General features: G+C 69.8%; 11 protein-coding genes. 8 read left to right on the forward strand and 3 right to left on the reverse strand.

The window, feature by feature from the left end; all coding sequences use genetic code 11:
* Window positions 1–29: 29 nt before the first annotated feature.
* Genes OHT76_RS37395 through OHT76_RS37405 form a run of 3 tightly spaced genes read left to right on the forward strand, consistent with a single transcriptional unit; the run spans window position 30 to window position 6,358 of the window.
* On the forward strand, window positions 30–1,289 hold the full coding sequence (locus OHT76_RS37395; protein ID WP_328875301.1) for a glycoside hydrolase 5 family protein: 1,260 nt from the start codon (window positions 30–32) through the stop codon (window positions 1,287–1,289).
* A complete protein-coding gene (locus OHT76_RS37400) occupies window positions 1,286–3,298 on the forward strand; it encodes an endo-beta-N-acetylglucosaminidase (protein ID WP_328875302.1) in 2,013 nt (670 codons plus the stop codon). The genes OHT76_RS37395 and OHT76_RS37400 overlap by 4 nt, the downstream gene beginning before the upstream one ends.
* Before the next feature lie 48 nt (window positions 3,299–3,346).
* Window positions 3,347–6,358 carry an alpha-mannosidase gene (locus tag OHT76_RS37405; RefSeq protein ID WP_328875303.1) on the forward strand — a complete coding sequence of 1,004 codons (3,012 nt, stop codon included), beginning with the start codon at window positions 3,347–3,349 and terminating at the stop codon, window positions 6,356–6,358.
* A gap of 12 nt (window positions 6,359–6,370) precedes the next feature.
* Here OHT76_RS37405 and OHT76_RS37410 read toward each other — a convergent pair whose 3' ends face one another.
* Complete coding sequence (locus tag OHT76_RS37410) at window positions 6,371–6,766, reverse strand: RidA family protein (protein WP_328875304.1); 396 nt, start codon at window positions 6,764–6,766, stop codon at window positions 6,371–6,373.
* Between the two features lie 136 nt (window positions 6,767–6,902).
* Between OHT76_RS37410 and OHT76_RS37415 the strand changes: the two genes are divergently transcribed.
* A complete protein-coding gene (locus OHT76_RS37415) occupies window positions 6,903–7,877 on the forward strand; it encodes a helix-turn-helix transcriptional regulator (RefSeq protein WP_328875305.1) in 975 nt (324 codons plus the stop codon).
* Between the two features lie 30 nt (window positions 7,878–7,907).
* Here OHT76_RS37415 and OHT76_RS37420 read toward each other — a convergent pair whose 3' ends face one another.
* Entirely contained in the window at window positions 7,908–8,918 is a 1,011-nt protein-coding gene (locus OHT76_RS37420; RefSeq protein ID WP_328875306.1) for an NADP-dependent oxidoreductase, read from the reverse strand.
* A 110-nt stretch (window positions 8,919–9,028) separates the two neighbouring features.
* On the opposite strand from OHT76_RS37420, the gene OHT76_RS37425 reads away from it, so the two are divergent.
* Complete coding sequence (locus tag OHT76_RS37425) at window positions 9,029–9,571, forward strand: TetR/AcrR family transcriptional regulator (protein WP_328875307.1); 543 nt, start codon at window positions 9,029–9,031, stop codon at window positions 9,569–9,571.
* 7 nt (window positions 9,572–9,578) lie between these two features.
* On the opposite strand, the gene OHT76_RS37430 is transcribed toward OHT76_RS37425, so the two are convergent.
* Window positions 9,579–10,283 carry a FadR/GntR family transcriptional regulator gene (locus OHT76_RS37430; protein ID WP_328875308.1) on the reverse strand — a complete coding sequence of 235 codons (705 nt, stop codon included), beginning with the start codon at window positions 10,281–10,283 and terminating at the stop codon, window positions 9,579–9,581.
* A 198-nt stretch (window positions 10,284–10,481) separates the two neighbouring features.
* Here OHT76_RS37430 and OHT76_RS37435 point away from each other — a divergent pair, with 198 nt between their 5' ends.
* Genes OHT76_RS37435 through OHT76_RS37445 form a run of 3 tightly spaced genes read left to right on the forward strand, consistent with a single transcriptional unit; the run spans window position 10,482 to window position 14,051 of the window.
* On the forward strand, window positions 10,482–11,546 hold the full coding sequence (locus tag OHT76_RS37435) for a sugar ABC transporter substrate-binding protein (protein WP_328875309.1): 1,065 nt from the start codon (window positions 10,482–10,484) through the stop codon (window positions 11,544–11,546).
* On the forward strand, window positions 11,543–13,033 hold the full coding sequence (locus OHT76_RS37440; RefSeq protein WP_328875310.1) for a sugar ABC transporter ATP-binding protein: 1,491 nt from the start codon (window positions 11,543–11,545) through the stop codon (window positions 13,031–13,033). The genes OHT76_RS37435 and OHT76_RS37440 overlap by 4 nt, the downstream gene beginning before the upstream one ends.
* Window positions 13,026–14,051, forward strand: a complete 1,026-nt coding sequence (locus tag OHT76_RS37445; RefSeq protein ID WP_328875311.1) for an ABC transporter permease — start codon at window positions 13,026–13,028, stop codon at window positions 14,049–14,051. Before OHT76_RS37440 ends, OHT76_RS37445 begins: the two co-directional genes overlap by 8 nt.
* Window positions 14,052–14,054 lie beyond the last annotated feature (3 nt).

The raw sequence follows: 14,054 nt of genomic DNA on the forward strand, positions 1-14,054 counted from the left end.
CCCCCTCTCGTGTTCGACAAGGACCCCGTATGCCTGCTGCCGTGCGCTTCGGCGTCAACTACACCCCGAGCGAGGGATGGTTCCACCACTGGCTCGACTTCGACCTGGACTCCGTACGCGCCGACCTCGACTCGATCGCCGCGCTGGGCCTGGACCACGTCCGGGTGTTCCCGCTGTGGCCGTACTTCCAGCCCAACCGCACCTTGATCCGGGGGCGAGCGGTCGAGCAGCTCGTCCAGCTCGCCGACGCCGCCGCCGAGCGCGGGCTCGACGTCAACGTGGACGGTCTGCAAGGCCACTTGAGCAGCTTCGACTTCCTGCCCGCCTGGACCCGCACCTGGCATCGCCGCAACCTCTTCACCGACCCGGATGTCGTGGACGGCCAGGCGACCTACCTGCGCACGCTCGCCGCGGCCCTCGCCGACCGACCCAACTTCATCGGCATGACCCTCGGCAACGAGGTCAACCAGTTCTCCGCCGGACCGCACCCCGACCCCGACCGTGCGACCAGCGCCCAGATCGACGCCTGGCTGGAGCGCATGCTCGCCGCCTGCGAGGAGGGCGCCCCCGGCCGGCTGCATCTGCATGCCGAGTACGACGCCACCTGGTACCAGGACGACCAGCCCTTCACCCCGGCCCAGGCCGCCCGCCGCGGTGCCGTCACCGCGGTGCACTCCTGGGTGTTCAACGGCACCGCCCAGCGCCACGGCCGCACCTCCGTGCCCACCGAGCACCACGCCGCGTATCTGATCGAGCTGAGCAAGGCCTGGGCGGACGATCCACGGCGGCCGGTCTGGCTCCAGGAAGTCGGCGCACCCGCACCCCTGATCCCGGCCGAGCACGCCGCCGCCTTCACCGAGGCGACCGTCGCGAGCGCGCTGGACTGTCCCGACCTGTGGGGCGTCACCTGGTGGTGCTCGCACGATGTGTCCCGGGGACTCGCCGACTTCCCCGAACTCGAGTACGGGCTCGGGCTGTTGACCAGTGAGCGCGCGCCGAAGGACACGGCTCGGGTGCTGGCACGGGCGGCGGCGGCCGGGAGCCCGGCCGCGCCTTCCCCTCGTACCACCGCGCTTGTCGTCCCGGCCGACCCCGGCGCCCGCTCTCTCTGCGCCCCGGGCGGACCCGTCTTCGACGCCTACTTCCGGCTGGTCGCCGAGGGCGTCCGGCCCACCACCGTCCTCGATGTGCGCGCCGACGACAAGGACCATCTCGCCGCGCGTGGCATCACCGAGGTTGTCACTCCCGACCAGGTACTCCCCATCCCCCAAGGAGGCACCCGCTCGTGAAACCCACCAGACGCACGGTCCTGATCGCAGGCGCTGCGGCCGCTCTGACGCCCACGCTTCCGGCGGCCGCCGCTCCGAAGGCGGCGGCCACCCCGCCGTACGCCTCGTACTGGTACCCGGACTCCCTGCCCTCCGGCAGCCCCGGCACCGGCATCACCTGGCGGAGCCTCAAGGCGTGGCGGGCGGCCGACGACGTCGATCTCGCCTTCAACGCGGCGTCCGTCCCGCTGGCCACCCGGTTCACCCCGGCGCCGGTGAACCCGACCGCCCGCTCGGGCCAGGCCCGTATCCAGTCCCTCGTCTCCTTCGGGCCCACATCGAGCAACTCCGCGCAGGGCTCGGCGACCGCCGACTACTACGCCCTCACCCACTGGGCCTACATCGACGAGCTGGTGTTCTGGGGCGGCTCGTCGGGGGAGGGGCTGATCCTCGCCCCCAACGCGCCGATCGTGGACGCCGCCCACCGGCACGGCGTGCCCGTGCTGGGCAACATCTTCCTGCCGCCCGTGGCGTACGGCGGGCAGTTGCAGTGGACCCGGGACCTCGTGCAGAAGGACTCGGCCGGGCGGTATCCGCTCGCCGCCCAACTCGTCGCGGTGGCACGGGCGTACGGCTTCGACGGCTGGTTCGTGAACCCCGAGACGGGCGGCGGCAATGCGGCTCTCGCCACCGACATGCTGGGCTTCCTGCGGGAGTTGAAGTCGCGGGCGGCGGCGGTCGGACAGCGGGTGACCTGGTACGACTCGATGACCGTGAACGGCGGTGTGAGCTGGCAGGGGGCGCTGAACGCGCAGAACCAGCCGTTCTTCGAGTCCGCCGACGACATGTTCGTCGACTTCCGGTGGACGGCGAGCGGCCTGGCGTCCTCGGGGCAGCGGGCCGACCGGATCGGGCGCAGCCGGTACGAGCTGTGGGCGGGCGTCGATGTGGAGGCGAGCGGCTGGAACAAGTCCGTGAACTGGGACGCGATCGTGCCGAGGGACCGGGCGCATGTCGTGTCGGTCGGGTTCTACCGGCCCGAGTGGACCCGCAATCACCTGCCGGCGGGGCGGACGCCGGGGGAGTTCCATGCCGCCGACGACCGGTTCTGGAGCGGTCGTTCGCTGGATCCCTCGCGGCCGGACGGTACCGACGCCTGGCGGGCCCCGGCTGTCTCGGTGGTCGACCGGTCGACGGTGACGTCGGTGCCGTTCGCCAGTGTGTTCAACACGGGGCACGGGCTGCGGTGGTACGAGCGCGGGGCGGTGACGTCCCAGGCGCCGTGGAACCATCTCGGGTTGCAGGATCGGCTGCCGTCGCGGCGCTGGCTTGTGCACACCGCCGGCGCGCGGCCCGCTGTGAACTTCGATTTCGCGGACGCGTGGTGTGGCGGCAGCAGTGTGCTCGTCGAGGGTGAACTGACCGCGCCGGCGGTGCTGGATGTGTACGCGACCCGGCTGCCGGTGGGTGTTGACACGGTTGTCGAGCTCACGCACCGGACGGACGCCGGCGCTGTGAACGTCGAGTTGGCCGTTGCCACCGCCGACCCAGATCCCGGCGCACCCGGGTCGACAGCGCCGTACACCTATTTCCCTGTGAACTCGGTCAACACCTGGCAGACGTCGACCGTACGGCTCACAGGGCTGACCGGCACGATACGGGCGATCGGCGTTCGGCTCACCCCGCGCGACAGCGGCAGTGGCCCGGTGCGCTGGCGGCTCGGCGGTCTCGCTGTCCGGTCTGCCGCGCCCGCTACCCCCGCCGCACCCTCCGGCCTCCGGATCACCGGCGCGAGCGGCGGCGATCTGCGCTTCGTCTGGAACCCCGCGCCCGGAGACGTACGCCACTACACCCTGCACCGCCTCCTCCCCGACGGCACCCGGCGCTTCCTCGGCGGTACCTGCCAGCGGGCCTACTTCGTCGAAGGGCTCCGGCCCGAGCAGGGCGAGGCGGCGGCGCGGTTCGAAGTGCGCGCCGTAGGGGAGCTGTACACCAGGTCAGCCCCTACGACGGTCACCCACTCCTGGTGACCGCCCCCACTTGGTAACCCCACCCGGACGACCTACGGAGCACCCCGTATGCATGACGACCGCAGCCTGGTCGAAGCCCGCCTCAGGCGCGTTCTCGACGAGCGCATCCGCCCCGCCGTGTACCCCGAGTCCGTACCGCTCGACGTGGCGGTGTGGCATGCGCCCGGTGAGCCCGTCCCGGTCGGCGAGGGGCTTGCGGCCGAGCCCGAGCCGATCGAGGTGGGCGCCCGTTGGGGTGCTCCGTGGGGCACCAGCTGGTTCCGGGTCACCGGGACCGTGCCCGAGGCGTGGGCCGGGCGGACCGTGGAGGCGCTGCTCGACCTCGGGTTCGACGAGAACATGCCCGGCTTCCAGTGCGAGGGCCTGGTCTACCGGCCCGACGGCACCCCGGTGAAGGGCCTCAACCCGCGCAACCAGTGGGTGCGCATCGGTGCGCCCGTCGAGGGCGGCGAGGAGGTGCGGCTGCACATCGAGGCCGCGTCCAACCCCGTCATCCTCGACTACCACCCCTTCCTGCCCACCCAGTTGGGCGACAAGGAGACCGCGGGCCGCGCACCGCAGTACACGCTCACCCGCATGGATCTCGCCGTCCTCGACGAGACGGTGTGGGAGCTGGTGATCGACCTGGAGGTGCTCGGCGAGCTGATGGCTGAGCTGCCCGTGGACTCCGCGCGTCGCTGGGAGATCCTGCGGGCGGTCGAGAAGGCGCTGGACGCGATCGACCTCCAGGACGTGAACGGTACGGCGGCACAGGCGCGGGCGCGTCTGGAGACGGTCCTGTCCGAGCCGGCCGTACCCTCCGCCCACCGCATCAGCGCCGTCGGGCACGCGCACATCGACTCGGCGTGGCTGTGGCCGTTGCGTGAGACGGTCCGCAAGGTGGCCCGGACCACCGCCAATATGACCGCGCTGCTGGAGGACGAGCCGGAGTTCGTGTTCGCCATGTCCCAGGCTCAGCAGTGGGCGTGGGTGAAGGAGCACCGGCCCGAGGTGTGGGCGCGGGTGAAGAAGGCGGTGGCGGACGGGCGGTTCGTGCCGGCCGGCGGGATGTGGGTGGAGTCGGACACCAATATGCCGGGCTCGGAGGCGATGGCCCGGCAGTTCGTGCACGGCAAGCGGTTCTTCCTCGACGAGTTCGGCATCGAGAACGACGAGGCCTGGCTGCCCGACACCTTCGGCTTCGCGGCCGGGCTCCCGCAGATCATCAAGGCCGCGGGTGCCAAGTGGCTGCTCACGCAGAAGATCTCCTGGTCCCGGACGAACAAGTTCCCGCATCACACCTTCAGTTGGGAGGGCATCGACGGCACCCGGATCTTCACGCACTTCCCGCCCGTCGACACCTACAACTGCTCCATGAAGGGCAGCGAAATCGCCCACGCCGCCCGCAACTTCAAGGACAAGGGCGTCGCCCGGCACTCCCTCGCGCCCACCGGCTGGGGCGACGGAGGCGGTGGCACCACCCGGGAGATGGTCGCCAAGGCGGCCCGGCTGCGCGACCTCGAAGGCTCGGCGACCGTCGTATGGGAGACCCCGGCGGAGTTCTTCGCGAAAGCCGAGGCCGAGTACCCGAACCCGCCCGTCTGGGTCGGCGAGCTCTACCTCGAACTCCACCGCGCCACCCTCACCAGCCAGGCCAAGACCAAGCAGGGCAACCGCCGCAGCGAACACCTCCTGCGCGAGGCCGAACTGTGGGCGGCGACGGCGGCCGTGCGTACCGGATTCCCTTATCCGTACGAGGAGTTGGACCGCATCTGGAAGACGGTGCTGCTCCACCAGTTCCACGACATCCTGCCCGGTTCGTCCATCGCGTGGGTGCACCGGGAGGCCCGGGCGACCTATGAGCGGCTCGCCACGGAGCTGAACGGGATCATCGACGCGGCCCAGCGTGCCCTGGCGGGCGACGGCTCGACTCCGCTGGTCTTCAACTCCGCCCCGCACACCCGCGACGGCATTCCGGCGGGCGGCGCGCGGGCCCCCGTCGACGAGGGCCGGACCACCCTGACGCGGCGCCGGGACGGCGGGCACGTCCTCGACAACGGCCTGCTGCGGATCGAGATCGACGCCCAGGGCCTGGTCGTCTCCGCCTACGACATCGAGGCCGACCGCGAGACGATCGCGCCCGGACGGGCCGCCAACCTCCTCCAACTCCACCCCGACTTCCCGAACATGTGGGACGCCTGGGACGTGGACGAGTTCTACCGGAACACCGTCACCGATCTCACCGACGTGGACGAGATCGCTCCCGTGGGGGACGCCGTGCGGATCGTACGGACCTTCGGTGACTCACGCGTCACCCAACTGCTGTCCCTCGCGCCGGGGGAGCGACGGCTGCTCGTGGACACGGAGGTGGACTGGCACGAGACGGAGAAGTTCCTGAAACTCGCCTTCCCGCTCGATGTGCACGCCGAACGGTATGCGTCCGAGACCCAGTTCGGGCACTTCCACCGGCCCACGCACACCAACACCTCCTGGGAGGCGGCCAAGTTCGAGGCCTGCAACCACCGGTTCGTGCACCTGGAGGAGCCGGGCTGGGGTGTGGCGATCGTCAACGACTCGACGTACGGCCACGATGTGACCCGCACCGTCCGCACCGGCGGCGACCGCGGTACGACCACCACGGTGCGCGTCTCCCTGTTGCGCGCCCCGCGCTTCCCCGACCCCGAGACCGATCAGGGCGTCCACCGCTTCCGCCACGCCCTGGTGCCGGGCGCGGACATCGGGGACGCGGTCCGTGAGGGCTGGCGGATCAACTTGCCCGAGCGGCGGCTGACCGGCGCCGGGGAGGTCGCCCCGCTGGTGAGCGTCGACCGGGACGCGGTCGTCGTCACCGCGGTCAAACTCGCCGACGACGGCAGCGGGGACGTCATCGTCCGCTTCCACGAAGCCCACGGAGGCCGCGCCCGGGCGACCCTCACCGCCGGCTTCGAGGTAGCGGACGTCATGACCACGGACCTGCTGGAGCGCCCGCTTCAGGACGGCGCCGTGGAGCGCGACGGCAACAGTGTCGCCGTACGACTGCGTCCGTTCGAGCTGGTGACGTTGCGGCTCAGCAGGGTGTGACGGGAGTTCATCTCACGCGACAGCGGTCCCCTCCAGCTCGACCATCAGGTCGGGGACCGCCAGTCGTGTCACCCCGAGCATGGTGGTGGTCGGCGCCACCCCGGCGGCGCCCAACCGCCCTGCCAGCACGCCGTAGTGCTGGAAAAGGAGATCGACGTCCGTGGTGTAGACGTTGAGCCGAACCAGGTTCGCGAGGGACATGCCGGCCTCGCCGAGCACGGCCTCCAGGTTGTCGACGGTCAGCGCCAACTGCGCCGCCATGTCACCGGCATGCTCGGGCTTGCCGTCACCGCTCATCGCGGCCTGCCCCGAGATGTACAGGGTCCGGGTGTGACCGGAGACGATCTCACCCTGGCTGTAGCCCAACTCCACCGACCACGTCCACGGGTTGACCGTCGATCGCTCCATCGCCACAACAACTCCATTCGATTCATCGGCAGTACGTGCGTCCAAAGGCCCGGTAGCCACCGGCTTCGACGTCACGTGGGTAAGCCTCCCTGCAAATCACGACATCCTTGGTCACGTATTCCGCTAGCGTTCCTGTATGCGTGCCGACCGGTTGATCTCGTTGGTGCTGCTGCTGCGTCAGCGCGGTCGGCTGACCGCGACCACGCTCGCCCGCGAGCTGGAGGTCTCCACCCGCACCGTGCTGCGCGACATCGAGGCGCTGTCCGCGGCCGGCATCCCGGTCTACGCCGAACGCGGCCGGCGCGGCGGGTTCGCGTTGTTGCCCGATTTCCAGACCGACCTCAGCGGACTGAACCACGACGAGGCCCTTGCCCTGCTGACCGCCGGATCGGGGCGCGGCGAGCAGGTGTTCGGCCTCGGCTCGGCGCTCGCTTCGGCCATGCGGAAGGTGGTCGACGCGCTGCCTGAAGGCCATCGGGCCACCGCGAGCGACGCGGCCCAGCGATTTCTCGTCGACCCGGAGACCGACCTGCTCTCCCGTCGACTGGTCACCGAGGAGGTACCCGACACCACGATGATCGTGGTCCGGCGCGCGGTACTCGCCGGACACAAGCTGCGCATCCACTACGCGGCCACGGACCAGCCGCCACAGTGGCGCACCGTGGATCCGATCGGCCTGGTCACCGTGCGCGACCGGGCCTACTTGCTGGCCACGAGAGGCGGCGCGGACCGCACCTACCGGCTGTCGCGGGTGTTGGCCGCCGAGGAACTCCCCGAACCGGCGCAGCGACCGAACCAGGTCGATCTGGACCGGATCTGGCGGGAACGCTGCGCGCGGTTTCTGTCCGACGGCGACCAAGTCACCGTGCGGGTACGGGTGAACCCCGCGCGGCGGGAGGAACTGGTAGACAGCGCGCTGGCCGTCCGCGCCGAGGAACCCGACGCGAACGGCTGGCCGCGGCTGGAGGTGACCTTCCAGGATGCACGACATGCCGAATGGGCGGTGTGGCAGCTCACCACGGACGTCGAAGCCCTGGCCCCGCAGTGGTTGCGCACCGCCCTGCGCGACCGGGCCGCCGCGATTGTCTCCCGCTACGGAGACTCATCCTGAGCCGTACTAGGAGACTCATCCTGAGCCGTACTAAGCGACGGTGAGCACGATCTTGCCCTGGATATGCCCGCGGGCGGCGCGTTCGTGCGCGGCCCGGGCGTCCGCGAGCGCAAAGGTGCTGTCGATCGCGACGCGAACCGTCCCCGTGTCGAGCAGGCGGCCCAGTTCGGCGAGTTGAGCGCCGTTCGAGCGGACCTGGGCGATCGAGACCGTGACGCCCAGCTTCGCGGTCTCTCCTTCGTCGAAGTCCCCCGGAAACACCGGGAAGAGGGCGCCGCCGCTCCTGAGCGTGCGCAGGAAACGGCTGCTGTCGGGGCCGCCGACGGTGTCGAGAACGAGGTCGACGTCGTGCACGAGTTCCTCGGGACGACTCTTGGTGTAGTCGATGAACCGGTCTGCGCCGAGCTTGCTCAGAAACGATTCATGCGCGCCCGATGCCACAGCGACGACCTGGGAGCCCTTCCACTTCGCCAGCTGGAGCGCGAAGTGCCCCACGCCGCCCGCGGCGCCGTTGATGAGCACCGTCGTGCCGGTGTCGAGTGCCGTCGGGCGGTGCCGTGTCTCCTGGAAGGGCGAGGGGTGATCGTGTCCGACCTCGATCAGGAACTGCCATGCGGTGAGCCCGGCCATGGGTGCCCCGGCGGCGTGCACGTGGTCGATGCCGGCCGGCTTGCGGGCGAGGTCCGACGCGGGCGCCGCCACGTACTCGGCGTATGCGCTGCCGTCGAAGCTGGGAAAACGCAGCAGACCGAAGACTTCATCACCTACGGCGAAGGCGTCCACGTCCGCCGCGACGGCCTCGACGACGCCCGACACGTCCGTCCCCGGAATCACCGGCAGGCCGACCGTCGATTCCGTCTCCCCGGGCATCCTGGTCAGCCCGCCGCGCAGATACCAGTCCGGAGGATTGACGCCGGCCGCGTGCACGCGCACGAGCACCTCACCCGGCCCCGGCTCGGGAATCGGCACCTCGTCGTAGCGCAGCACTTCAGGGCCGCCGTGCTCATGGAGCCGGACTGCCCTCATCGTCTGTGTCGGCATCGTTCTCTCCTGCCCGAGCTGCGGGATAGGCTTATTCGGATCAGCGGTCCACATAAACGGACCACTGATCCGAATATATGGACCACTGATCCGGATAGCAAGAGGGGCAGATGCGGGCCGACGCCAGGAAGAACCGTGATCACCTGCTCGCCGTAGCGGGCGCCGCCATCACCGAGCAGGGCGTCGACGTGTCACTGCGCGACATCGCGCGCAGGGCCGACGTCGGACTCGCCACGCTGCTGCGGCACTTCCCGACGCGCGAGGCGCTGCTCGAAGCGCTGCTCCGCACGAGCTTCGACGAACTGACGGCAAAGGCGGGCGAGTTCGAGACGTCGAGCTCACCCGAGGACGCTCTCGTTTCATGGCTGCGCGACTGTGTCGCGTGGACAACCGAGTACCGGGGCGTGACCGTGCTGATGGCTGCCGCCATCGACGACACCGAATCCGCACTCCACGCTTCGTGCGTCACCCTGCGCGCAGCCGGTGCGCGACTCCTCACCCGTGCCCAGGCCGCGGGCGTGGCGCGGCCCGACATGGACGGCACCGATCTGTTCGCGCTGATAGCGGCGCTCGCTTGGCTCGGCGATCAACCCTCGCTCGCGCCACGCGCCGATCACCTCTTCGAGCTTGTCGCGAGCGCGATTCTTAAGTAGCCCGCCGCTAGCCCCCCAGCTGCGCCCGCAGCCACTGCTCGACCTCGCCCACATGGGCGGCCGCCGCCGCGCGCGCCGCCTCCGGATCGCGGGCCACCAACGCCCGGTGAATCGCGGCGTGTTCGCGGCGCGTCCGTTCGAACGCGCCCTCCTCCTGATAGCCCCGCCACACCCGGGCCCGGAAGGTGCGTGAGGACAGGCCCTCCAGGATCGCGGCCATCGTGTCGTTGCCCGCGGCCGCGGCGATCTCACGGTGGAAGGCGAGGTCGTGGGCGAGGATCTCCTCGGGGTCGTCGGTGGCGTTCATCGCCTTCAAGTGCTTCTCGACCTCGGCCAGTTGCTCGGGCGTGATCCGTGCCGCCGCCAGCGCGGTCGCCGTCGACTCCAGGATGCGGCGCACCTCCAGCAGCTCCACCAGGCGCGGGCCCCGGGACAGATCGGCGACCACGCCGAAGGTCTCCAGGAGGTCGCCGGCCTCCAACTGCGTGACGTAGATGCCGGAGCCGTGCCGGGCCTCCAGTACGCCCATCACGGTGAGCGCGCGGATCGCCTCGCGCATCGAGCTGCGGGAGATGCCTATGTCGGCCGCGAGGTCACGCTCGGTCGGCAGCCGCTGGCCCGGCTCGAGACGCCCCTCGGCGATCAGCGCCTTGATCCGCTCGATGGCGCGCTGTGTCACGGTGCCCTTCTGCGGGGCTGTCTCCTCGTCCACGCCATTCCTCCACTCACCGGGTGAGCCGCACGGGGTGAGCCGAAGTGTATCCAGCGAAGTGGTCCGACCACCACGGATGTGGTCGGACCACTGGAGCCTGAAATCCAGGAAATCTGCTGCCGGAGGGTGTTCCTCCGTGCAAGTGGTCTGATAAGTATGCCGACATCTGCTCGTACACCCTCAACGAGGAGCCGCCAGATGCACGGCAGGACAGTGGGGAAGCGGAACAGGTTTTGGATTATCGGCGTGGCCGCGAGCACCTCGCTCGTGCTGGCCGCCTGTGGCAGCACGAAGGACTCGGCCCCCTCCGCCGGCGGGGGAGGTGACGGCTCCGGCAAGGTCGGCGTGATCCTTCCGCTGCTCACCTCGCCGTTCTGGCAGTCGTACAACGACTACGTGCCGAAGATGGCGAAGTCCGAGGACGTCGACGCGATGAAGACGGTCAACTCCAACAGCGATCCCTCGCAGCAGATCACCGACATCAACAACGTCCTCAACCAGGGCGTCAAGGGCCTGGTCGTGGCCCCGCTGGACAGCGCCGCCATCGAGGCGGGCCTCGACCAGGCCGAGCGCAAGGGCGTCCCGGTCGTCGCGGTCGACGTGGCCCCGGACAAGGGCAAGGTCGCCATGGTGGTCCGGGCGAACAACGTGTCGTACGGCGAGAAGGCCTGCCAGTACCTCGGCGAGCAGATACCGTCCGGCAAGGTCGTGCAGATCATGGGCGACCTGGCCTCCGTCAACGGCCGCGACCGCTCCGAGGCGTTCCGCACCTGTGTGAAGGAGAACTTCCCGAAGCTGAAGGTGCTGGAGATCCCCGCCAAGTGGGAGTCCGACACAGCCGCTTCGAAGCTCGACACCCTGCTGAACGCCAACCCCGACATCAAGGGCATCTACATGCAGGCCGGCGGCGTGTACCTCGCGCCCACCCTGCAGACCCTCAAGTCCAAGGGCATGCTGAAGAAGGCCGGCCAGGCGGGCCACATCACCATCGTCTCCAACGACGGCATCCCGCAGGAGTACGACGCCATCCGCAGGGGCGAGATCGACGCCACCGTCTCCCAACCCGCCGACCTCTACGCCAAGTACGGCATGTACTACGTCAAGGCGGCGATGCAGGGGAAGACGTTCGAGCCCGGCCCCACGGACCACGACTCCACCATCGTCAAACTGCCCAGCGGCAATCTCGAGGATCAGCTGCCCGCGCCTCTGGTCACCAAGGAGAACGTGGACGACCCCAAGCTGTGGGGCAACACGGTCGGATGAGTACGCCACTCGTAGAGGCCCGTGGCGTCGTCAAGCGCTACGGCCCCACCACTGCCCTTGCCGACGGCCGTCTCACCGTCCTCCCCGGCGAGTCCCACGCCCTCGTCGGCCGCAACGGCGCCGGCAAGTCGACCCTGGTCCACATCCTCACCGGACTCCAGGCGGCCGACGAGGGCGAGGTCCGCTTCGACGGCGAGCCCGCCCCCGCACTGGCCGACCGTGACGCCTGGCGCCGCAAGGTGGCCTGCGTCTACCAGAAGCCCACCGTGGTCCCCGAGTTGACGGTCGCCGAGAACCTCTTCATCAACCGTCAGCCGACACAGCGCGGTTTCATCAGCTGGCGCAGACTGCGCGCCGAGGCCGCCGCACTCCTCGACACCTGGGACGTGCACGTCGACCCCGAGGCCCGCACCCGCGACCTCAAGGTCGAGGACCGTCAAATGGTGGAGATCGCGCGGGCGTTGAGCTTCGGCGCTCGCTTCATCATCCTCGACGAGCCCACCGCCCAGCTCGACAACCGTGAGATCGAGCGGCTCTTCACCCGCATGCGCGCACTCCAACAGTCCGGTGTCACCTTCCTGTTCATCTCACACCACCTCCAGGAGGTGTACGAGGTGTGCCAGACCGTCACCGTGCTCAGGGACGCCCGCTGGATCGTCACGGCTCCCGTCGCCGACATGTCCCGCGCGGCCCTGGTCGAGGCCATGGCCGGAGAGACCATCGCCGAACAGGCCGTACAGATCAGGGAGGTCGACGACACCGCCCCCGTCCTCCTCGACGCCAGCGGCCTCACCTCCGACGCCTACCAGGACGTCGACCTCACCGTCAGCCGCGGCGAGGTCGTCGGGCTCGCCGGGATCAGCGGCAGCGGCAAGATCGAGCTGGCCGAGTCCTTCACGGGACTGCACATCCCGACGGGCGGGACGGCCCAACTGGACGGCAGACAGCTCCCGTTCGGTGATGTGCAGGCCGCGCTGAAGGCCGGTGTCGGCTTCGTCCCGCGCGACCGGCATGCCCAGGGCCTTGTCTTCGGCATGACCATCGGCGACAACGCCACCCTGAGCGTCCTCGACCGGCTCGGCCGTTACGGCTTCGTCGGCGCCGAGCGCAAACGCGGCTTCGCCACCGAGCTGATCGACCGCCTCGACATCCACACCGAGGGCCCCGACCAGCCCGTCTCCGACCTGTCCGGCGGCAATGCGCAGAAGGTCGTCATGGCCCGCGCCCTCGCCTCCGAGCCCCGTCTGCTGGTCCTCATCAACCCCACGGCGGGCGTCGACGTGAAGTCCAAGGAGTCCCTGCTCGCCCGCGTCGACACCGCCCGCGACGACGGCACCGCCGTACTCGTCGTCTCCGACGAACTCGACGACCTGCGCCGCTGCGACCGGGTCCTTGTTCTCTTCCACGGCCGCGTGGTCGCCGAGCATCCGGCGGGCTGGCAGGACCGTGAGCTGATCGCTTCCATCGAAGGAGTGGCCCATGGCTGATACCAAGGCTCCGCCGGTGAAGCCGGTGAGCGTCCCCGACGCGCGCGCCGCGCGAGCGGTGCTGCTGCGCCGCGCCCGCGAACTCGCCCTTCTGCCCGCCCTGTTGGTCGTTGTGGTGATCGGCGCGTTCATCAACGACTCGTTCCTCACCGAGAACAACATCATCTCCATCCTCGGCTCCTCGGCCGCGCTGGCGATGGTGGTCCTCGCCGAGGCGCTGGTGCTCATCACCGGCAAGTTCGACCTGTCCCTGGAGTCGGTGGTCGGCATCGCCCCCGCGATCGGCGCCCTGCTCGTCCTCCCGGCGGCGAAGGCGGGCTTCGGCACCGAACTGCCCACCGGACTGGCCATGGTGGCCATCCTGCTGGTCGGCGCCGCGATCGGCCTGTTCAACGGGTTGCTCGTGGTGAAGCTGAAGCTCAACGCCTTCATCGTCACGCTCGCCATGCTGATCATCCTGCGCGGTGTCCTGGTCGGCGCGACCAAGGGCAAGACGCTCTTCGACATGCCGGACGCGTTCTTCTCCATGGCCACCACCACCTTCCTGCGCATCCCGGTCTCGGCCTGGGTGGCCGGCCTCTCCTTCGCCGTCGTCGGCGCCGTCCTCCGCTACCACCGCGTGGGCCGCTCCCTCTACGCCATCGGCGGCAACCCCGACGCGGCCCGTGCGGCCGGCATCCGCGTGGACCGCGTGATGCTCGGCGTATTCGTCACCGCGGGCCTGCTCGCGGCGGTCGGCGGCCTCATGAAGACCGGCTATGTCGGCGCCATCAACGCCAACCAGGGCCAGAACATGATCTTCACCGTGTTCGCCGCCGCGGTGATCGGCGGCATCAGCCTCGACGGCGGCAAGGGCACCATGTTCGGCGCCCTGACCGGCGTACTGCTGCTCGGCACCGTCGACAACATGCTCACCCTGGCCCAGGTGCAGCCGTACTGGATCCAGGCGATCTACGGCGGAATCATCCTGCTCGCCCTGATGATCGCCCGGCTGACCACCGGCCGCGCCCAGGACTGACCG

It is taken from the genome of Streptomyces sp. NBC_00287 (assembly GCF_036173105.1).
Classification (GTDB): domain Bacteria; phylum Actinomycetota; class Actinomycetes; order Streptomycetales; family Streptomycetaceae; genus Streptomyces.